This is a genomic window from Zhouia amylolytica, from assembly GCF_900116365.1.
Taxonomy (GTDB): Bacteria; Bacteroidota; Bacteroidia; order Flavobacteriales; family Flavobacteriaceae; genus Zhouia; species Zhouia amylolytica.
Genome location: NZ_FPAG01000001.1, coordinates 72,282 through 92,786, shown reverse-complemented (window position 1 = coordinate 92,786; position 20,505 = coordinate 72,282). Strand labels below are relative to the sequence as shown.

The window sequence follows — 20,505 nt, the reverse complement described above, 5'->3', positions numbered from 1 at the left end:
TAAATTAATTGGATAGATATGTCGGACGTAGTTAAACAAGCACACCAGAAAGAGTTATTTGGGCACCCGGTTGGGTTGTATATTCTATTTTTTACCGAAATGTGGGAGCGTTTTTCCTATTATGGAATGCGGGCCATCTTGGTATTATATCTTGTAGCAGAAACAACCAAGGATAATCCAGGCCTGGGATGGACTAATGCAGAGGCTTTACAATTATATGGGTGGTATACCATGTTAGTGTATGTTGCTTCGATTCCCGGAGGTATAATTGCAGATAGAATTTTAGGCCAGAAGAAATCAGTTATAGTTGGAGCCATTTTGTTGGTGATTGGGCATACGGTTTTGGCTATTGAACAAATGTGGGCTTTTTATACGGGTCTGGGCTTTATTATATCAGGTGTGGGTATGTTGAAACCAAATATATCAACGATGGTAGGTGGCCTCTATAAAAAAGGAGATATCAGAAGAGATAAAGGTTTTACTATTTTCTACATCGGAATTAACGTTGGAGCATTTCTTTCCAGTTTAATAGTTGGTTATGTTGGAGAAGTTTACGGATGGCATTATGGATTCGGTCTGGCCGGTATATGTATGTTCTTCGGGCTTGTTCAGTTTTTATTAGGACAAAAGTATTTGAAAGGAGTTGGAGATTATCTTGGTAAGTCAGAGAAGGAAGAAGATAAAGAAGCATTAAAGAGGCCTTTAACGAAGATTGAAAAAGACAGGGTAATTGTACTTGTACTTTCGTTTTTAATGGTAATAGTGTTTTTTGGAGCTTTTGAGCAGGCAGGAGGATTGATGAATATATATGCTGCAGAAAAAACAAATAGAATGTTAATGGGATGGGAAGTACCAGCCTCATGGTTTCAGTCACTTAATGCATTTTTTATAATCACTTTAGGAACCTTGGTTGCGGGATACTGGGCTAAAAGAAAACTCAAAGGAAAAGAGGCTTCTTCATTATTTAAGATGATCATGGGACTTATTATTATGGGTACCGGGTTCTTGTTTATGACTGCTGCATCAGCACAGTTTGAAAGCTCTGGATCTTCAGCAATGTATTGGTTAGTTTTAGCATATTTATTTCATACAATTGGTGAGCTTAGTTTATCGCCGGTATCACTTTCTTTTGTTACTAAACTTGCACCCGCGAAGTATGCCTCATTAATGATGGGATTGTATTTTGCAACAACAGGTTTAGGTAATAAAGTAGCAGGGTTATTAGGTGAGTCAGCTTCAACTTTTGGCGAGTTTACTGTTTTTACAGGTATTGCAATTTTTTGTATTGCTTTTGGACTCCTCGTTGGTGTATTTTTCAAAAAACTTAAAAACCTTACTCATGGGGCGGAAGATGATGAGAGAGAAATTAGTGAGGTTGACGGTATTGGAAGTCTTGAATTAGAGGATAAAAGAGTTTAATATAATTGCATGTAAATGAGCTCAAGTACGGATATTGAAAATCTGTTTAAAGACAAAGTCTTAGGACATCCTGCAGGATTAATTGTCTTATTCTTCACCGAAATGTGGGAACGTTTTTCCTTTTATGGAATGCGTGTCTTACTGGTGAATTTTTTAACCATGGCGATGATTGGGTACAACCCTGGCTGGGAATGGTCTGCAGAAAATGCTGGAGCGCTGTTCGGTACCTATGCAATGCTACTTTACATAACCCCAATTGTAGGTGGAATCATAGCCGATCGATTTATTGGCTATCGTTGGGCTGTTGTTGTAGGTGCTTTAATTATGACTTTAGGGCATGCTTCAATGGCCTTGGAAACTGAATTTTCGCTGTATTTAGGATTAGCCCTGTTGGTTATAGGAACCGGTTTTTTTAAACCGAATATTACCTCCATCATATCAGGAATGTATAAAGACAATCCCGAAAAGAAGGATGGAGCATATACAATCTTTTATATGGGGGTTAATGCAGGAGCCTTTTTTGGAATGATGCTATGTGGATATTTGGCAGAAAGAATTGGTTGGTCATGGGGGTTTGGTCTAGCAGGAATATTTATGCTCTTAGGAACCCTGCAGTTTTGGTTGGCAAAACCATTATTCGGTAAAATTGGGGGCGTACCTGAGAAGGAAGAATTAAAGCCAGAAAATACTTCCATGTCTGCAGAAGATGCTGAAGCTGAGAAAAGAAACCCGTTTACTAAATTAGATAAAATCTTAATTACCATATGTTCAATTGTTGGATTGGGCTATGCAATTAATGACCCTATGTCGAAGATTGCTAATATCGACATGTTTGCCTGGGCCAGAATAGGTGATTTAGAAGGACAGTACACAGTCGTTTTAGTTGGACTATTCTTGTTTTTAATTCTTGTAATAGGAAGAATTGCACGTTATACGCGTGTCATAAGAGATCGTATGATAGCGTTTATTGTTTTCGCTTTCTTTACGGTGTTTTTCTGGATGAGCTTTGAGCAAGGTGCTTCTTCTTTAATTTTATTTGCCAGAGATAGTGTAGATAGAGTGTTGAGCGGTAATGCTGCTATTGCCTTTAATGTTGTTAACGCGCTCCTAACCATTATCCCTTTGGCTATTATATCCTGGGTTTTATATCTTCTTTGGAAAAAGACTTTTAAAAAGATTCCGGGGTCAAATATTGTACTCGTTATTTGTTTTACCCTAATGTGGGGTATCGTTGGATGGATGCTTAACAGAGACTTAAGTACCACCGCTTACGATGTGACATACAAAGCGGTTCAAACACCCCTCTTAGACGAATCCGGTAATCAAAAGAAAGATGACCAGGGGAATCAAATGTATGCATACGACCCGGTAACTGAAAATATGCAAGTCGATAACAATGCAGTGATTGTAGAGCGAATTACACGAATTGCCGAACCTTTAGACTTTGCTGTTGGTGAAGAATTGTTTATTATTCATAAGGATAATGAAAAGATTTCATTCGGTTATCTGGATGAAGAGCGATTAGTGGCTGCACGACAAAATGGTGAAAATCAAAACCAGGATGCTGGGGTCGTTAAGGCAACGGTGTCTGAAGTGAAAAGTAATGAAGTTGAAATAACTGTTTCATGGTTCAGTATATTGAACTCATTTTTCATCATTGCATTTGCTTCTTTCTTTTCCAAATGGTGGGAAAGCAAATACAACCCTAGTGCCGCTACGAAATATGCCCTTGGACTTATCATAATGGCAGTAGGCTTTGGATTGCTTGCTTTTGGATCTTATGGAATCCAGGAAGGCGTAAAGGTGAGTATGGTTTGGTTGATTTTTGCTTATTTATTTCATACCCTTGGAGAATTGTGCTTATCTCCGGTTGGACTTTCTTATGTTAGTAAGCTTGTACCAGCTCGTATGATAGCCCTTATGTTCGGAATGTGGTATCTTGCCATAGCAATAGGCCAAAAACTTGCAGCGACCTTGGGAGGACAAATAGACAATATAACCAAAGAATATAGCTTGTCTACATTCTTTTTAATATTTACCATTGTACCGGCTTTAGCAGGCTTAATTGTTTGGTTATTGAATCCGGTAATGAAGAAATTAATGCATGGTGTAAAGTAAACACTATCTTATTCAATAATATAAGCTCCCTGTTCACCTGTATAGTGAAAAGGGAGCTTTTCTTTTTTACAAGTAGCCTTCCACCGTTTTACAAAGCTTTTATAATTACTTCCATCAGCAATAATTTTAACGGGATGTATACTGTCTATTAATCTTTTTAAATGAATTTTAGGTGATTGGGTTAAAAGGATGATAGCCTTAGATGTATCAAGGTTGTACGCTCCACTGCTATCGATTACAACGATCAACTCGCGTTTAAAGCGATATTCCTTTTTTAGTGGGAGGGTTAAAACACTATCGATGTATTCGGCGGTACTGTAATTGGTAATTATATTTTTTACGGAGTTGATATCGTTGGTATATGTAATCAGGTACTCTTGTTGTTCTGCTATAAGTGTTTGCCGGCTTTTATGAAAAATGATGAAACGTTTTGTGTCTGATTTATTTACAGAGATGACTAAGATGATTGTAAACAGAAGTAATGCCGAACCAAAGGAAGCAGCTTTCCTTTTGAGGTGGAAATTCTTCATCATGAAGACCAGGCAGATAATCATTAGATAACTGAATAAGAGGGTGTATTTGTTAAATGAGACATCTCTGAAAATAAACATTTCTTTCTGAGAAATCCACTGAACAAAATCATTCATCTGAACAATCAAATAATTATAAAAGGTGATTAAGAACCCGGGAAGGATGTTTATGGTTGATAGTATCATAATTAAAAGGCTTACACCTATAATTATACCCAAAAATGGAATGATAACCAGGTTGGATAGAAAGAACAAACCGGGAAACTGATGAAAATAATAAAGACCTAGAGGAGCAACGCCAATTTGGGCAGCAAGCGAAACTGTAAATAATGACCATAGATATTTGGTGATCTTCCATTTTGGACTATAAAGTTTAGATATCATGGGTTGTAACCAGATGATAAATAAAACGGCGACATAACTCAATTGAAAACCTACATCATATAAAAATGATGGGTGAAATAATAATAAAAAGAATATGGAAATTGCAATAACGTTGTAGGTGTTAGTAGGCCTTTTTAGGTTCAGTGCATAGGCGACAAAACTGAACATCGTAACTGCCCGTATTACAGAAGGAGTTAAGCCTGCAACAACGGCATAGATCCACAGTATAACAAGTGAAATAACTAGTTTTATTGGTGCTCCATTTTTATAACGAAGCAGTGGCGATAACATTAAATGAATCATAAGGAGTAAGATTCCTATATGTAAGCCTGAAATGGCCAAAATGTGAATCGAACCCGCATCTACATAATTTTGGTACATTTCATTAGAGATGAGTCTCTTGTCGCCAAGTAATAGTGCATTGATGATGGCAAGGACCTCAGGATTAAATTGCTCTCTGTTGAGCGAAGCTTGAATTTTTGACCTGATATGAGATGCCAGGCCAATGATAGTATTAGGCTCTTGGTTTACTATGAGAAATTTTCCTTCTTTCAAGTATAGTTGGTGATAGATGAACTTTTTATCGAGGTACTTTCGATAGTCGAATTGATGAGGGTTTAAAGAGGTATGAACCAGTTCGGGAGCAATGTCAGTAACTATTAAGTCATCTGGAAGAATTGTACCTTTTATGTTATTTTTTTCAATGTTGAGGATGAGACTTCCTGAGCTTTTTGCTTTGTTAACGCTGATTACTTCGCCCTGAAACCGTAAATGATAATCGCTTGATTTTAATGTGGAATTAATTTTAATGGTGAATATATTCTTACGGTTGTAACTTGCGATGTTTTCAAAGAAATTGGGTGCGTTTTTGGGATTATGAATGTAAACAGAAATATAACCTATAGCGCAAATGATCAAGTAGGATGTGGAAGTGAAGAGTAAAGATGTTTTCCTTCCTTTAATTAAACAGTATAAGAGCAGACCGAATAATAAAATGGAAATTACCAGGATGTATAGGATGTTAACATGCAGTTGAAATCCAAATATGAGCCCCGTAATTAAGGAAAGAGTTAGTTTTATAGCCACATAATTAAGTGATTTCATTGTACGAAATTACTTAATTATTATTACATTATAAGATTACAATTTTAAATATTGACTGTTAAAGAGGTATCGTAGTTTTAGAGCAATCGTTTTGCTTTGATAAAGGCGTATTTCCAGTAGCCTTCATCTAAGGAAGAAACCAAAACCCCTCTTGAAGTGGTGGAGTGAATAAATAAAATTTCAGATTTAGTGTCAACGACTAATCCAACGTGATTAATTCGTTTACTTTTCTTCCCTGTGGCAAAAAATAACAGATCGCCCTCACGGACCTTTTTCAGGTTTATATCGACACCCTGTTTGGCTATTTCATAAGAGGAACGATTTACTGAAACTCCATGGGTAGTATAACTTTTATAGATCAACCCGGAACAGTCCATTCCTGATTTTGACATTCCTCCATATCGGTATCGCGTTCCCTGATAGGATAACGCAGTTTTAATAATATTTTCAGTTTGAGTAGTTAGTCGCTCTTTACTGCCTTCAATTCTATCATCGTTTTCTACAGTAGGCCTTGGTTTTACCGAAACTGTTCTCGTTTCTTTTTGCCTTGACGCTTTTTTAGAGGATCCACATGAAGTTATTATGAATAGTGGAAGAATTAGAAAAGGCAAGAATCGTTTCATGAAGCAGGTTTTGATGCCAAATTAATAAAATTAAATGAATCTTTATGGTGAACTTTTAAGTTGATATGATAAAAAACAGTTTTTTTAATTTAAATGATTTATAGATTTATCCTTAAAATATAGGGGTTATGTATAAATCAGTTTCAGCCGAAGTGGCTGTAGAGATAATTAAATCGAATCAGCGAGTTTATATTCAGGCAGCTGCAGCCGCTCCGCAATTATTGATTAGAGCTTTAACAAACAGACATGAAGACCTTTTTAATGTTGAAATTTGCCATTTACATACGGAAGGGGAGGCACCATACGCAAATCCAAAACTTAAAAAACACTTTCATGTAAACTCCTTTTTTATCGGAAAAAATGTGAGACATACCCTTACCGCAGGAAATGGCTCATATACCCCGGTTTTTCTAAGTGAGCTACCAATATTATTTAAACGTAATATTATTAACTTGGATGTAGCCTTAATTCATGTCTCGGTGCCTGATAGACACGGGTATTGCTCGCTGGGAGTTTCGGTGGAGGCAACACTTGCGGCCATAGATAATGCCGATGTGGTAATTGCTCAGGTAAACAAACAAATGCCGCGAACTCATGGTGATGGAATTATACATATATCTGAAATTAACTTATTTGTAGAGTGTGATGAGCCCATACCTGAACATAAACTTTCCAAACCTTCCTCTGTAGAAGAAAAAATAGGGGAGTATGTTGCAGAGCTTATAGATAACAGGAGTACTTTGCAAATGGGAATTGGAGTAATCCCTGATGCGGTATTGTCAAAGTTGACAGGCCATAAAGATCTTGGACTGCATACCGAAATGTTTTCAGATGGGGTTATAGACCTCATCTTAAAAGATGTGATCAATGGCAATTATAAAAATATTCTTCCCGGAAGATCTTTAGCTACGTTTTTAATGGGAACGAAGCGTTTGTATGACTATGTCGATGATAACCCGTTTATTGAAATGCGAACCTCTGACTATGTAAATGATGTTGCAACCATAAGGCAAAACCGCAGGATGGTAGCAATTAACTCGGCTATTGAAGTGGATTTAACCGGTCAGGTTTGTGCAGATTCGATAGGAACCAAAATGTATTCAGGTGTAGGGGGGCAAATGGATTTTATTAGAGGAGCTTCTTTAAGCCAGGGAGGAAAAGCCATTATAGCACTTCCTTCAATGACCAAAACAGGAATAAGTCGAATAGTTCCTAATCTTAAACTTGGAGCAGGTGTTGTAACAACCAGGGCCCATGTGCACTATGTGGTTACCGAAAATGGCGTCGCTAACCTCTATGGGAAAAATATTAACCAAAGAGCGAAGGCACTCATTGATATTGCGCATCCCTCACATCAGGAAACCATTGAAAAAGTCTTTTTTGAACAGTTAAGCTGAAGATGAGTCTTTTTTATAGTTCTTAAAGAGCCATTCCATTATAAAGCATGAGAGAATTATGCCTAGAGCAACTATAATTCCTGTTTTGTTGGTGCTGAATTGCTGAGCGATTAATGTAATTAAGGCCGCTAGACAACCCAAAGAACCTGCTAGAGGGATGAATTTAGAAGCTCCAATTTGACTTCTCTTCTTGTAACAAACTAAGTTAACGATGGCGAAAATAAGAAGAAACCCGATGCTGCCAGCGGTCGAGATACTTTTAAGAGGGAGAATATTGGTGACGATTAGGGTTGCAACCGAAGTAATGATAAGTCCAATCGGTTGATTCCAGAAACTCCCGGTCAATTCATGAGGAAGTTCATCGTCCTCTGCAATTTCATAACTTACTCTACTTCCCCCATAAATAGAAGCATTGATGGCCGAAAAGGTAGATATTAAGGCAGCAATAGTAATAATAGAAAAACCTATTTTTCCAAGTAGAGGTTTAGCCGCCTCAGCTAATACATAATCTTCTGCTTTGGCAATGTCAGTAAAAGGCAAAGAACCAACTGTTACAATAGCTATAATTATATATAAAGCAATTACAAAAATCACCGAACCTAAATAGGCCTTCGGAATATTACGTTTTGGATTTTCAATGTCAGGTGCAGCGTTCGCAATAAGTTCAAAACCTTCATAGGCCACAAATATAACCATGCCGCCTGCTAATAAATGAATTGGAGTTTCCCAATTGGAGAGTGCTAATTGTTCCAGATTTGAGTTTCCAAATAGTCCGTAGGTTCCAATAATTATAAACGATACTAAGATGAAGAGCTTAATTATAACAGCGTACGACTCTATGGCTCCAACAACTTTAATACTGTAATAATTAATTGCAGTAGCTAGTAGAATGATGAAACTCGCAAAAATATGGAAGTTTAAAGAGGCATTCGGAGAAATGGGAAATAAATTAGGGGCATAAGATCCAAATGCAGAAGCATACAGAGCAAGCATGATAATATAGCTTAACCAAAGTAGATTATTGATAGCTCCACTAAAAATTGTTTTTCCAAACCCCTGATTGATAAATTTAACCGTACCTCCCCGGTCTGGATAGGCAATGGAAAGTTTAATATAACTATAGGAAGTTAAAAGAGCAATAAGACCAGCTATTAAGAAGGCCAGAGGAGTGCCACCTTTTGCTAATGAAACGGCTAATCCTAAAACTGCAAAAATACCACCTCCTACCATGCCTCCAATGCCAATGGAGATTGCTTCTCTAAGTCCAATTTTTTTATCCATACCCTAGGTTTTTAAGAATAGTCAGCTGTTTCTTTTTAATACAAATAATAACAACTCTTCTTCATCATCAGGAATCCTTGTTGTTCCTTCATTTTTTAGCCCTAGTTTTTCTAATAACCTTTGAGAAGGAATATTATCCTTGGTAGTGATGGCTTTAACCTCTGAAATTCCAAAGCATGTAAAGGCTAATTCAAGGAGTTTACTTGAAGCCTCGAACCCATAACCTTTGTTCTCATAGGCCGGTAAAAAAGCAAATCCGATATCAACCCCTTCAAGGCCTTCCCGGTCATATAGTCCACAAGTACCCACCTTGCAATTATCAGATTTACGAATAAGAGTGTAGTTAGAAAAACCCAGACGGTTTAACTGAGGAATCATCCGTTCTTTTATATAATTTGCTGCGTCATTAACGGTTTTAATATTTCGATCACCAATGTATTTTAGGAATTTAGGGGTATTCATTAATTCATATATAAATGCTGCATCCTCCTCTTTTGTCGGGATGATAAAAAGTCGTTCTGTTTCGTATGATTTTTTGACTTTAGGCATCTTTAAGGTGTTATTTTTGGGGTATATGAGATTTCTTTTTTAACCTAAGAATCATGGAGATTATTAATAGGGTAAAAGTTAAGAATCTTAACCAAAACCCGAGATTTGAATCATTTCTGTCATAGGTAAAAAGATTAAGGATAAAGAATATAATACTCGTGGTCAGTATGAGTTGCGCAATGCCTTTTCTCATCACATACGTTTATTAAGGTTATATTTTTCTAGTTTATACAACAATGACTTCTTTACGCTGGGCCATTCTTCCTGCGTAATTGAGAAGACCACCGTATCTCTGAAAGTTCCATCTGGATTAATCTTGTGATTTCGTAAAATCCCATCCTGTTTGGCACCAAGACTTGCAATGGCATTGCGCGACTGTAGGTTAAACCAGTTCGTTCTAAATTCTACAGCAATACATTGTAAGGCTTCAAATGCATAACTTAATAATAATAGTTTGCATTCTGTGTTTATCCCGGTACGTTGTCTTGATTTAGCATACCAGGTATATCCTATTTCAAGACGTCTGTGTTCTGGAGTGGCATTACAATAGCGAGTTGAGCCAATTATTTTTCCTTGGGCTTTATCGATGATGACAAATGGATATGAAGTACCCTGCTCCTTAGTTTTTAAAGCAAATTCAATATAATTGTCAATATTGGCGGTTGATGGAACGGAGGTATACCATAACTCCCAAAGCTTTCCATCTTCAGCTGCAGCTAAAAGTTCATTTTTATGTGTTCCATCAAGAGGTGCAAGGGTTGCTTTGTTACCTTCCAGGGTAATATTGTCAAGCCAGTTTATCATGGTGTGTGTTGGTTTGTTATATTGGTGAAATACCTATCGAAGATAATAAAGACGACGCTTACTTAAAAGACTGGCTGCGTTTAAATTTCTTCTATTAAGGAGTCTGTGATTTTCATTGAATCATAGGACTGTATTTATGTCTGTTCTCATAGATAACCCATAGGTTGATAGCAAATAGTACCATAGCAATCGGTAAACCTGATGGAGCAATAATGATGTGTGTCAAAAGAATTCCAACCATAACCGGGAATATCATTGCAGCCCCTAGAGCTCTGTATTTAGGAATGATAAATAAGATGCCTCCAATAATCTCAACAATGGCGAGTAAAGGCATTATCCATCCGGATTCCACAAAAGCAGTCATTAGATTAACTAATTCTTCCGGAAGATTGTCCGGAGGGGGCATGTAATTGAAGAACTTATTAAGGCCTCCATTTATAAACATAAGTCCGAACAATAGGCTGATAACAAATAATATTTTTGATTTCATAGCAAAAGTTTTAAAGTTTAATAATGTTCTTAATTCATTGGTTTGTTCAAGATTATTGAAGTATGTTTCTGACAGTAAGTTAGTTATTTTTAAGGAAATAACCTCATTGCTGAAGTTGTGGCACATTTGTTGTATTTTCCTGACTGAACCAAATTTTAAAATTATGAAAAAACTTTACTTTTTATATCTAATGCTATGTGCCTTGGGATTAGAAGCATGTAGCTCGGGGTATGTTTACCTTAATTATCCTCAGGAACCTGAGGTTATTTTACCGAAAGGGGTTGAGAATATTGTAGTAGTAAACCGTTCCTTAACCAGGGAGGATGATCAACAAAATAAAACCTTGGAGTCTGTGGCTACCGGAGAGATAGCAGGTTCAGATAAATTAGCTTCTGATGAAGCTGTAAAAGGTGTGATGTCGGGGGTACAACATCATAGTAATTTAACTGTTTTAATTCCCGATACCCTTAGATTGTATGGTACGGGTACAAGAAGAACTCCGGATGTACTAAAATGGGAAAAGGTAGATGCTATTTGTAAAGCAAGTGATGCCGATGTGCTCTTAGTTCTTGAAACCTTCGATTCCAATTCTGATATTCTTTTGAATACAGTTGCAGATCAGGTTTCATCCGTTATCAATACAGGAAAAGTTAAAGGTCGTTTACCGCAGCAAACCCGGGTTGATGTCCGAAGTTATTGGCGTTTATATGATCCTTATTCGAAAACCATTATAGATCAGTTTCAGCAAACGCATTACATGAATTTTAATTTGGTAAATGGAGTGCCGCCATTAAATGCATTGCCCGAAACAGCTTATGCTGCCGGGTTTGATTATATCAGTAGATTTTTACCGAGCTATTACAGAGTTCGACGTGATATGTATAAAAAAGGAAAAGGTCGGGATAAAAGAAAGTTTGATGCCGGATGGCGTAGAAGTGAAGTAGCTAATTGGGATGGTGCCATAGAAATTTGGACAGGAATAGCTGCTAATCCTAATAGTAAATCTGCCGGACGTGCCGCACTCAATGTAGCTGTTGCTTATGAAGTATTAGGGAAAACAGATTTGGCATTAGAATGGGCACAGCGTGCATATGAAGACTATGGGGATAAGCAGGGCCGTGATTATGCTAAAATATTACTCAGAAGAAAACGATTCGAATTGTAGGGTTTTAACAGAAAGCCGGAGTGAATCACTCCGGCTTTTTTCGTTGAATCAACGATTTAATTATAGGATAACAAGTCTACATGGGGAAGCTGTTTAAGGTACTTTTCCAGAAATGTCTTGTGAGAAGCACCTATAATTACCATGATGCGCTTACCGGGATTTAAAGCACATACTTTGGCAATGTTAGCCGTAATTTGCAGGTTTCGCATTTCCCATAAATAAAATCGAGCTTTATCAGACCCGGACTCAAAATTTGTTTTAAACCAAACCGCCCATTGGGCTTGAAAATCTTGAGAGCCATATTCTTTATCGTTTAAAAAGCTATAATAAGCAGACAGGTTTTTATCAGCGATTCCTTTGATCAAAATTTCTTGTTGTTTTTTATATATCGGATGTTCGGAAATACCATTTAATTGGTCCTTGTTTTTCTGATAATCGGATATAAAGTCCGGGTAATGCTTTAAAAGCAAGGCTTCATCCTGAAAATTGTCTATATAATCTATCTTTTCTAAATGTCGATATTTTGCCACTGGGATAGCTACGGAATAAATCTCATTAGATTCTTTAGATAGATCTAAGACTTTATCAATGAGATCGTGGGATAACCGAGATTGCTTTAGGACACTTCGGTCTTTCAGATAATTGTATTGAAGAATTGCTGAAGTTATATCAGCAGCAGCGATATAATATTCAATCAAGGCTAGACGATCCTGATCAGTTAATATTTCCGTTTTGCGTAATTCAGAAATTTTCTTTTCAGCAGTTACAAAATTAATTTCCAATATTTTTTGTGCGCTATCAGCCAGAATTAATCGATGTCCTCCGAAATTATTTATTACCCCGGCAAAAGCATTATCCTTGCGTGAACGAATGTCATATAGCATCTCAGCAGGCATATTTTCAATACATACTACATCGAAATTATACGTGTTTAATTTTGTTATTACAGGAGAGACCATTGCAGCGTCAAATCCATCTATATGATGCAGGTGCGGAGTACCAACAATAAGAATTTGGGTGTTACGATCTTGAGCGTTATTAATAAAGAAGGTGAAAAACAGAAGGGTAAAAACTGAAAATAGGCGCATAGTTGTTAGTGATTTGTTAGATGTTTCCTAGGAGACGAGTATTCATGGAAATCGTTACGGAATTTTTAGCTTTTTTATGAGAATCTTATAAGCCATCTAATTTGTAACTTAGTAAGAAGTTATTTAAGGAAATGTCATTATTTGTAGAAAATGAATCGGTGGTAAAGAAAATATGGGGTAAGAGTGATACCATATTACTTATTTTTGCAGGAGCTGCTGCTGAATTTGCTCTGAACAAGGCGGTAGATTGGCTCTATTACACGGGCAAACTCCCTGCTGACCCTATAGGAAGGTTATTCTCTACCGTAGCATATGCCCGAAAAATTGTTTTTTCATCAAAAGAAGATGCGCATAAGGCTTTAGACACCATTCGTCAAATTCACAGAACTGTTGAAGACAACAGGGGAGCAGTTATACCCGACTGGGCTTATCGTGATGTGCTATTTATGTTGATATATTATTCTAAAGCATCATATGAATTGCTGGAACGTAAGCTGACAGATGATGAAAAAGAAGATGTATACAGTGTTTTTTATAAGGTGGGAACTCGAATGGGTTTGAAAGAACTGCCACCTACATACAATGATTGGCTTCCGGTCCGGAAAGAACATTTAAAGAATAATTTACAATGGAGTTTATATACTCATAATTTATTTGAGCAATATAATAAACACCTGGGATCATTTCGATATTGGTTACTACGCGAAGCACAGAAGCTAATTGTCCCTAAACCCGTAAAACAATTATTGCAGTTTAGTTCGTTTTCGTGGCTAACCCCTGCAATTCCAGTTTATAAGATATGCAGATTATTAAAAATGGATAGACTGATAAAAAATATATTACTCCCCAATAGCTATAAGGTGCAGATAGCAGAACTGGATAAGTTTACTTCATAAACGTTTATCTTTCTTGAATGTTTTTTGATGGGAACAATAAAGGGAATCTGAATTTAAATGTTTAGAATATAGTTATTCATCTACGAGCACCACTGAACCTGATAAGTGATCGTGAATTGCCAGATTTTGTGGACTTAAGGAAATGGATAAAAGCGAGATCCAACCTAAAAGATACTTTACTAAGCACCTTAAAAGAGCTTTGTGTATTGGGATATTCATTTTATGATTTATTTCACTTTTCACGCTAAGACCTAGCGTTTTATGTCCGAGAGTGCCGCCGAAAAAACTAGTCATTAACGGTTCATATAAGGCAAATAATAATAAAAATATTGAGCTGCGTATTATAGTTGGGACAGCGTCAAAAAGTTGTAGGACATCAGATACAATGTAAAGTGCTAAAACGACCACGAGGGAATCTATTATAATAGCTTTTACCCTGTCAAAAAGACCTGCATAGGTCAGGTGGGATGCAGGTCCGTTGGAATTTGCTGTTTTCATATTCTGGATGTTGTGAATACTTTTCTTTTGAAATGATATCAAAGTTAGATAACATCTTTATTACCCAATCTGTTTTCCAGCACCTCTTTAACCTCTTCGGCCGTGGGATCTTTGGCTAGAATGGTGCCTTGCTCATCGATTAGGAAAATACCTCCACCACCACCATCAACACCATATTTTTGCCAAATCGCATTTTCACGGTCTAATTCAACCAGGTTAAGCCATGGCCATTTTTCTTTTTCCAGAAACTTAATCAATCGATTTGTGTTTTTGAATTCACCAGCTACCCCTAATATGGTAAAGCCCTTATCCTTGTATTCTTCATAAAGCGGTAGCATGGTTCTGGTTTTAGAAATACAAGGCCCGCACCAGGTAGCCCACAAATCCAATAAGGCAATCTTACCGTTTATTTGATTGGAAAGGGTGATCATATTTCCCTTCAGATCCGGAGCTGAAAAGTCTTTAAATGGTTTTCCTATTTTAATATTTTTAATCGCATTAATCATGTTCAAAACAATTTCATTATAAGGATGATCGGGGTTAGCCTGAGCTAATAATTCATAGTTTTTTTCAGCCATTTCAATGTCTATGGTTTCTTTTTGAAACCTGAGGTCATCAAGTAAAAAATGGTAAGAAACCAGATTTGGATTTGCCTCAATATACGATTGCTGGAAAGCTTTGACTTTTTCATGAATGGCAGCTCTTTGGTCACTTAACTCCTGCCCTTTGGCAGATTTATCCAATCCCTTCTCTCTTAAATCATCCATAGCTTGATAAAGAACGATAAGTTCATCCTGGTTTTCCTCTTCTTTGAGTTGGTCCATGATGACTTTCATTTCCTTGCTATGGTATTCACCTGATTTCCAAAGGGCATTGAGACTGTCTTGTATAGGGAGTAGCTCATCAAAAAACTTTGCCTCCATATTTTTCTTATACGACTGATAGGCTGAATTAAATAATCCTCCTTCAACGGTGTTGTTTTTAAACTCTTCTTCCTTGTTGATAGTAAGTTTGATAGCGTCATTTTCTAAAAATAATGGCATAAAACTTCCTCCTCCATTTTGCTTTGCCTTCCCTAGCATAAGTGTTACTGCCTCGGGGTATTCGAGCTTAGCTTCATAATTAAACCTACCGTTTATTACAGGAATTTCCAGAATGGAATCGAAACGTAAATCTTGATTAGGTTTAACTAATAAAATGGATTTGATGTCCGGATCGAGCACTGTTCCATCAATTTCAAGCATTTTTGCCTTTTCCGGTGTACAATTGAATAAACTAATCGTTAGGGTAAGAAGTATAAGTTTAAAAGGTAATTTCATAATAGTGAATGCGTTTTTTGATTGATTTTAAATGAAAAGGTGATTTTTATTTCAGAATTTAAGTAAGGCTTTATTAACTCAGCGGATGTTCACTCATGTCGAATTGTTTCTTTAGTTCCTGAGAAAGACGTAAGTGTTTTTCTATGCGCTCTTTACCAGGTCTTAGCACTATGAAATAGAGAATTAATAATCCTGAAATGGAAATATAAAGCAGGTTGCCGGTTTTTAAAGAAGCTACAAGCCCAAGCATGGCGGGTCCTTCAATTAATGCATATTGCAGAATGGCAGCTGCTTGAAAACCACTTAGTTTCTCCCTCAGACTTTCTTTGTCATTAGTGGTTGAGATCTGTTTGTTAAAAAGGTATTGTCCCATGAAAATTCCACTGATAGCCAAGAGAGGCACCAGATAAAAAAAAGGGTCGCTTTCATTGTTGAACTTAAATTGCCAGGATTCCTTTTGCAAAAAAATATAAATTCCGAAACCTATTAATCCAGTCAAAAGCGCTAAATAAATAATGCCTATTGTTTTTAAAAATTCTTTGGGTGTTATGGTGTCCGTTTGGTTTTTCACAATGTCAAGTTTTGGTGGTTTTTAATTACGATTCAGATTGCTTTGGCCTCTTATTTAGTTCTTTTTTTGTAGTTAAATAAATAATACTACCCAATAGCGGAACGAAAATTACGATAATGGTATTGGTCAGTTTATCTGATTCGTTTACAGGAGATTTTAAAATCATTTTTAAACAGACCCATAATAATATCAGGTGTATAATAATCAAGAAAGGCATTAAAAATTGAATCAACATATAGAAGGTTGCATGGTTAAAGTAGGAGTTATTAGTTTTTGAGAAACGGCTAATAGGGATGCTAGGGTTCTCCTCAAGTATTTTTTCAACTAAATCGTTTACTTCTTTAGTCGAAGTTAATTCAACTAAGTAGGTTTTATCCTTTTCTGTAATGACTTTTAATGATTTCTTATTTTCAATTTCAAGAGATCCAATATTTATTTGAGGTAAGATCTCATTAATGAATTCGTTCTCAGAAGCTTTTTGGGTTCTGCTGTTACATGAAATAAAAACATAACAAAATAGAAGTACAGATAAAGAAATGAATTTTTTAAGCATTACAACTAGACGTTTGGTTTAAATTTGATGAACAATATAAGAATTATAGTGGTAAACAAAGAAGGTGTACTACTACAAATATGTCGAATTTTTACCGCGGGTCTTTATCCGGTGAGCGAACTTTTGGGGATTAGGAAGAAGATTTCCTGTTAGGAATTATGGATTATAAATGGGATAATTATTAATTATGGTCGTGAATGATTGAATCCTATTCATAAATTTAACATCTTAGCATCTCAATAAAGCGCATCTTATGAACCGATTATCATTTTTCTTATTTATAACTATTGGACTCCAAACATTTCATATTGGGTATGCCCAAAAGGCGAATGATCAGTTAGATTCAATTATTAAGCAATATCAGGAGCATAAGGCTTACTCTTATCAAGAGTACCCGCTTGGCAGGTATGATGAAGCGTTATTTCGGAATGAAGCCGATTTTGCCAACGCTTTATTGAAGGATATAGATAAGCTGGATACTGCCTCACTTTCTGATGAAAATAGAATAAATGTAAAACTTCTGAAATTTGTACTTGAAGATAAAGTGAATAGGTATAAATATAAAATGCATTTGAACCCTATTCAGGCCGATCAGGGATTTCATTTAAATCTTAATTATCAGGTGAGACCAATAACAAGCTATAAAAACGCGGTTTCATATTTGAATAGGTTAAAAGCAATTCCTTATTTCACCAAGAGTCAAATAAAAATGATTGAAAAAGGACTTGAAGAAGGAATCGACCAGCCGAAAGTTATTTTCAATGGCTACAATGCGTCTTATGATACACATATTGTAGAGGATCCTGAAAATAGTTATTTCTATAGTCCATTTATGAATTTGCCTAATACTTTAAGCGATCATCAAAAGGATTCATTACAACAGGCTGCGCTAAAGGTGGTAAAGGATAGTGTAGTGCCGAGTTTTAAAAGAATAAAAGAGTTTTTTGAAAATGAATACATCCCTAATGCCAGGAAAGCCATAGGCGTTTCGGCAAGACCCAATGGGAAAGACTTTTATCAGAATAGAATAAATTACTATACCACCTCTACCCAATATACGGCCGAATCCATTCACGAATTAGGATTAAAGGAGGTTGCACGTATACGTAAAGAAATGAAAGAGATTATAGCAGAGTTGGGCTTTGATGGTAGTTTCGATGATTTTTTACATTTTTTAAGAACGGATAAGCAGTTTTATGCAAACAGTGGAGAGGACTTGTTGACTTTTGCTCGTGATATATGTAAACGTATCGATGCTCAACTTCCTGCTTATTTCAACAGGCTACCCCGTCAACCTTATGGAGTTATCCCCGTTCCGGATGCAATGGCTCCAAAATATACGGCCGGACGCTATTCAGGAAATAGTATAAACGGAACCCAGCCGGGATACTTTTTGGTTAATACCTATAAACTGGAAAGCAGGCCGTTATATGCTTTACCAGCCTTAGCAGCACATGAGTCTGTGCCAGGACATCATTTACAGATTGCCTTGAATAGTGAACTTAAAGAATCGGTTCCTGGCTTCAGAAGAAATTTGTATTTATCTGTTTATGGAGAAGGGTGGGCCTTGTATACTGAACAACTTGCAGATGAAATGGGGATTTATAGAACACCTTACGAAAAGTTCGGACAGTTAACTTATGAAATGTGGCGCGCCTGCAGGTTAGTGGTAGATACTGGAATTCATGCCCTGGGATGGAGTCGACAGCAGGTAATAGACTTTATGTCGCAAAATACGGCATTGTCTTTACATGAGATCAATACCGAGACCGATCGATACATTGGTTGGCCCGGACAAGCACTTAGTTATAAGATTGGAGAGTTGAAAATTAAAGAACTCAGGGCAAAAGCCGAAAAGGAATTAGGTGCTGATTTTGATATAAGAGAATTTCACCATGTAATTCTTAAAGAAGGGACGGTTACCATCCCGATACTTGAAGATCAAGTAAACACATATATTGCCAAAAAAAGAAGCAAATAGTTTAGTTTTTATTAGTGGCTCTGGCAGATATTCATGTGCGTAACATAAGTAATTTGAATGTTGCCATTTTTTAAATGGCAATTTCTTATAAGGGTATGTAACCAAATACCTTAAAAGGTCGTCTTACCAAAAAAACTTAAGTTACTTATGATACAATGTCTTAGAAGCTTTATCCTGTTCCTGGTCATGATCTTATGGTTGTTTTCTTGTCAAAAGTTACCCGATAAACAAGTTGTCAATACGAATGTGTTTTCCATGAATCATCCGAATTTTCATAGCGATCTTCAGTATAAAATTCAAAAGATATATTCAGACTATCAAATTCAGGGGGATGTTGTATTTGCAATTGTTGATAGTAGTGGCCTGGCATATTCATATATTGTTAATAAGGATGTGCTGGAAAAAAGGCCAACGAAATATAACGATGAATCTCCCTTGTATATAGCATCACATACAAAATCTTTTACAGGAACCCTTTTAAAGATTTTGGAAGAGCAAGGTGAAATCGATTTAAATGCTTCTGTAAAAAAGTATTTGCCGGAACTACATTTAAATGACAAGATAGATTTAGATCGTATAACCGTTAAGCAATTGCTTAACCATACACATGGTCTTTTTAATACCCAGTTAGCTTGGAAAACTGCATTTTTAGGGTATAGTGGAAACAATATTGAATTGATAGAAGATTTCAATAATGATTTTCAATATGATTCATCTCATCAATTTCGCTATAGTAATGTCGGACCTATTTTGGCTGCAATGATTGTTGAGAAGGTTTCTGGAAAATCATGGAAACAATGTATGCAGGATGAAATATTCAACCCCTTGCAAATGAGGGGTACAACAACGGAGGTGTCTGATTTTGATAAAAATGAAATTATGCCATCGTATACCATAGATGGAAGTAATTCAATAGTAAATTCAGGTTTTTTTAAAGACGATATTACCATGCATGCTTCCGGGGGTGTACTGTCTAGTGTCAGCGATTTATCAAAATGGATATGTGCAAATATAAATCAGGAGAAAAATTTGTTAACCCAGGAAAGTTGGAATGAATTGCATACTTCAACTACCAGACAAGATCGCACTTATTTCACCTATCATCGAAACGGGTACAGTTTGGGGTGGGATGTAGCAACTTATCAAAATGATACGATATTAACACGGTTTGGCGGATTGGCGGGCATTTCATTTCATGCATCCTTTATTCCGAAAAAGAAGGTTGGAATAATCGCTTTTTCAAATGATAGTCGTGCTTACCTGTTGCCACATTTACTCGCTAATTATGCATATAATTACCTCTTTAGACCTACTCATGCGGATTCCATTTTTAAAAAAGAGTCGGCATTGTTTCAGGAGAGTTTTGAAAAAGAAAATGAAATTAGGTATCCATTGCAAGACAATGTCCTTGTCGTAGCTGATTCGATAAACCCTATTTTAGGGAGGTATGTAAATGATAAGGGATGGCCGGATATAACCTTAATGACTAAAGATGACCATTACATTTTTAAATGGGGAATACAAGAGGGTGTCGTTTTTATGAATGGCGAAGCTTATCAGGCAGATCTTGGAGTTATGCAAAGAGATTTTCTAATAGAGAATGATAGTTTGTTTACGGGTTCATTGAATTACATCAAAGAGTAATTTCAGGTTTTTCAAACGGGAGGCAGTTGGCAGCAGGAGACTGATAGGTGAAGGAGAAGCGGACCCATGGAGTTTCTTCTTTAGTTCCAGG

The 20,505-nt window shown here is 36.4% G+C and carries 18 protein-coding genes; 7 read left to right on the top strand and 11 right to left on the bottom strand.

Annotated features, from left to right (window positions below; all coding sequences use genetic code 11):
- Window positions 1-18 precede the first annotated feature (18 nt).
- Window positions 19-1,419 (top strand): peptide MFS transporter, encoded by a 1,401-nt coding sequence (locus BM361_RS00405; protein WP_038268900.1) that lies wholly within the window; start codon window positions 19-21, stop codon window positions 1,417-1,419.
- Between the two features lie 15 nt (window positions 1,420-1,434).
- Complete coding sequence (locus tag BM361_RS00400; RefSeq protein ID WP_074976221.1) at window positions 1,435-3,537, top strand: peptide MFS transporter; 2,103 nt, start codon at window positions 1,435-1,437, stop codon at window positions 3,535-3,537.
- Between the two features lie 8 nt (window positions 3,538-3,545).
- Here BM361_RS00400 and BM361_RS00395 read toward each other — a convergent pair whose 3' ends face one another.
- A complete protein-coding gene (locus BM361_RS00395; protein ID WP_074976219.1) occupies window positions 3,546-5,555 on the bottom strand; it encodes a ComEC/Rec2 family competence protein in 2,010 nt (669 codons plus the stop codon).
- A 77-nt stretch (window positions 5,556-5,632) separates the two neighbouring features.
- Window positions 5,633-6,178 (bottom strand): C40 family peptidase, encoded by a 546-nt coding sequence (locus BM361_RS00390; RefSeq protein WP_074976218.1) that lies wholly within the window; start codon window positions 6,176-6,178, stop codon window positions 5,633-5,635.
- 128 nt (window positions 6,179-6,306) lie between these two features.
- Here BM361_RS00390 and BM361_RS00385 point away from each other — a divergent pair, with 128 nt between their 5' ends.
- Complete coding sequence (locus BM361_RS00385) at window positions 6,307-7,575, top strand: acetyl-CoA hydrolase/transferase family protein (RefSeq protein ID WP_074976216.1); 1,269 nt, start codon at window positions 6,307-6,309, stop codon at window positions 7,573-7,575.
- Here the strand turns inward: BM361_RS00385 and BM361_RS00380 are convergent.
- The 4 genes from BM361_RS00380 to BM361_RS00365 form a co-directional block, all read right to left on the bottom strand.
- A complete protein-coding gene (locus tag BM361_RS00380) occupies window positions 7,567-8,856 on the bottom strand; it encodes an APC family permease (RefSeq protein ID WP_074976215.1) in 1,290 nt (429 codons plus the stop codon). The two genes, BM361_RS00385 and BM361_RS00380, sit on opposite strands and share 9 nt — an antisense overlap.
- A gap of 21 nt (window positions 8,857-8,877) precedes the next feature.
- Window positions 8,878-9,405 carry a GNAT family N-acetyltransferase gene (locus BM361_RS00375; RefSeq protein ID WP_074976213.1) on the bottom strand — a complete coding sequence of 176 codons (528 nt, stop codon included), beginning with the start codon at window positions 9,403-9,405 and terminating at the stop codon, window positions 8,878-8,880.
- A 192-nt stretch (window positions 9,406-9,597) separates the two neighbouring features.
- Complete coding sequence (locus BM361_RS00370; protein ID WP_074976211.1) at window positions 9,598-10,209, bottom strand: GNAT family N-acetyltransferase; 612 nt, start codon at window positions 10,207-10,209, stop codon at window positions 9,598-9,600.
- Window positions 10,210-10,321: 112 nt separating this feature from the next.
- Entirely contained in the window at window positions 10,322-10,699 is a 378-nt protein-coding gene (locus tag BM361_RS00365; RefSeq protein ID WP_038269171.1) for a DoxX family protein, read from the bottom strand.
- Between the two features lie 163 nt (window positions 10,700-10,862).
- Between BM361_RS00365 and BM361_RS00360 the strand changes: the two genes are divergently transcribed.
- Window positions 10,863-11,864 (top strand): DUF6340 family protein, encoded by a 1,002-nt coding sequence (locus tag BM361_RS00360; RefSeq protein WP_074976210.1) that lies wholly within the window; start codon window positions 10,863-10,865, stop codon window positions 11,862-11,864.
- Window positions 11,865-11,920: 56 nt separating this feature from the next.
- On the opposite strand, the gene BM361_RS00355 is transcribed toward BM361_RS00360, so the two are convergent.
- Complete coding sequence (locus BM361_RS00355; RefSeq protein WP_074976208.1) at window positions 11,921-12,952, bottom strand: DUF5694 domain-containing protein; 1,032 nt, start codon at window positions 12,950-12,952, stop codon at window positions 11,921-11,923.
- 131 nt (window positions 12,953-13,083) lie between these two features.
- On the opposite strand from BM361_RS00355, the gene BM361_RS00350 reads away from it, so the two are divergent.
- On the top strand, window positions 13,084-13,848 hold the full coding sequence (locus BM361_RS00350; protein WP_074976206.1) for an oxygenase MpaB family protein: 765 nt from the start codon (window positions 13,084-13,086) through the stop codon (window positions 13,846-13,848).
- A 72-nt stretch (window positions 13,849-13,920) separates the two neighbouring features.
- Here the strand turns inward: BM361_RS00350 and BM361_RS00345 are convergent, their stop codons facing one another.
- From BM361_RS00345 to BM361_RS00330, 4 genes are all read right to left on the bottom strand, one after another.
- A complete protein-coding gene (locus BM361_RS00345; protein ID WP_051413626.1) occupies window positions 13,921-14,346 on the bottom strand; it encodes an RDD family protein in 426 nt (141 codons plus the stop codon).
- A 44-nt stretch (window positions 14,347-14,390) separates the two neighbouring features.
- Window positions 14,391-15,665 (bottom strand): TlpA disulfide reductase family protein, encoded by a 1,275-nt coding sequence (locus BM361_RS00340; protein WP_074976204.1) that lies wholly within the window; start codon window positions 15,663-15,665, stop codon window positions 14,391-14,393.
- Between the two features lie 73 nt (window positions 15,666-15,738).
- Complete coding sequence (locus BM361_RS00335) at window positions 15,739-16,236, bottom strand: hypothetical protein (RefSeq protein ID WP_038268913.1); 498 nt, start codon at window positions 16,234-16,236, stop codon at window positions 15,739-15,741.
- A gap of 25 nt (window positions 16,237-16,261) precedes the next feature.
- Window positions 16,262-16,789 carry a hypothetical protein gene (locus tag BM361_RS00330; protein WP_074976202.1) on the bottom strand — a complete coding sequence of 176 codons (528 nt, stop codon included), beginning with the start codon at window positions 16,787-16,789 and terminating at the stop codon, window positions 16,262-16,264.
- 253 nt (window positions 16,790-17,042) lie between these two features.
- Between BM361_RS00330 and BM361_RS00325 the strand changes: the two genes are divergently transcribed.
- Window positions 17,043-18,770: a DUF885 domain-containing protein gene (locus BM361_RS00325; protein WP_074976200.1), complete on the top strand. Its 1,728-nt coding sequence runs from the start codon at window positions 17,043-17,045 to the stop codon at window positions 18,768-18,770.
- 147 nt (window positions 18,771-18,917) lie between these two features.
- Window positions 18,918-20,414: a serine hydrolase domain-containing protein gene (locus tag BM361_RS00320; RefSeq protein ID WP_074976198.1), complete on the top strand. Its 1,497-nt coding sequence runs from the start codon at window positions 18,918-18,920 to the stop codon at window positions 20,412-20,414.
- Window positions 20,415-20,505 lie beyond the last annotated feature (91 nt).

Coding starts and splice junctions, on each gene's coding strand:
- BM361_RS00405 (WP_038268900.1), top strand. CDS start 19: ATGTCGGACGTAGTTAAACAAGCACACCAGAAAGAGTTATTTGGGCAC.
- BM361_RS00400 (WP_074976221.1), top strand. CDS start 1,435: ATGAGCTCAAGTACGGATATTGAAAATCTGTTTAAAGACAAAGTCTTA.
- BM361_RS00395 (WP_074976219.1), bottom strand. CDS start 5,555: ATGAAATCACTTAATTATGTGGCTATAAAACTAACTCTTTCCTTAATT.
- BM361_RS00390 (WP_074976218.1), bottom strand. CDS start 6,178: ATGAAACGATTCTTGCCTTTTCTAATTCTTCCACTATTCATAATAACT.
- BM361_RS00385 (WP_074976216.1), top strand. CDS start 6,307: ATGTATAAATCAGTTTCAGCCGAAGTGGCTGTAGAGATAATTAAATCG.
- BM361_RS00380 (WP_074976215.1), bottom strand. CDS start 8,856: ATGGATAAAAAAATTGGACTTAGAGAAGCAATCTCCATTGGCATTGGA.
- BM361_RS00375 (WP_074976213.1), bottom strand. CDS start 9,405: ATGCCTAAAGTCAAAAAATCATACGAAACAGAACGACTTTTTATCATC.
- BM361_RS00370 (WP_074976211.1), bottom strand. CDS start 10,209: ATGATAAACTGGCTTGACAATATTACCCTGGAAGGTAACAAAGCAACC.
- BM361_RS00365 (WP_038269171.1), bottom strand. CDS start 10,699: ATGAAATCAAAAATATTATTTGTTATCAGCCTATTGTTCGGACTTATG.
- BM361_RS00360 (WP_074976210.1), top strand. CDS start 10,863: ATGAAAAAACTTTACTTTTTATATCTAATGCTATGTGCCTTGGGATTA.
- BM361_RS00355 (WP_074976208.1), bottom strand. CDS start 12,952: ATGCGCCTATTTTCAGTTTTTACCCTTCTGTTTTTCACCTTCTTTATT.
- BM361_RS00350 (WP_074976206.1), top strand. CDS start 13,084: ATGTCATTATTTGTAGAAAATGAATCGGTGGTAAAGAAAATATGGGGT.
- BM361_RS00345 (WP_051413626.1), bottom strand. CDS start 14,346: ATGAAAACAGCAAATTCCAACGGACCTGCATCCCACCTGACCTATGCA.
- BM361_RS00340 (WP_074976204.1), bottom strand. CDS start 15,665: ATGAAATTACCTTTTAAACTTATACTTCTTACCCTAACGATTAGTTTA.
- BM361_RS00330 (WP_074976202.1), bottom strand. CDS start 16,789: ATGCTTAAAAAATTCATTTCTTTATCTGTACTTCTATTTTGTTATGTT.
- BM361_RS00325 (WP_074976200.1), top strand. CDS start 17,043: ATGAACCGATTATCATTTTTCTTATTTATAACTATTGGACTCCAAACA.
- BM361_RS00320 (WP_074976198.1), top strand. CDS start 18,918: ATGATACAATGTCTTAGAAGCTTTATCCTGTTCCTGGTCATGATCTTA.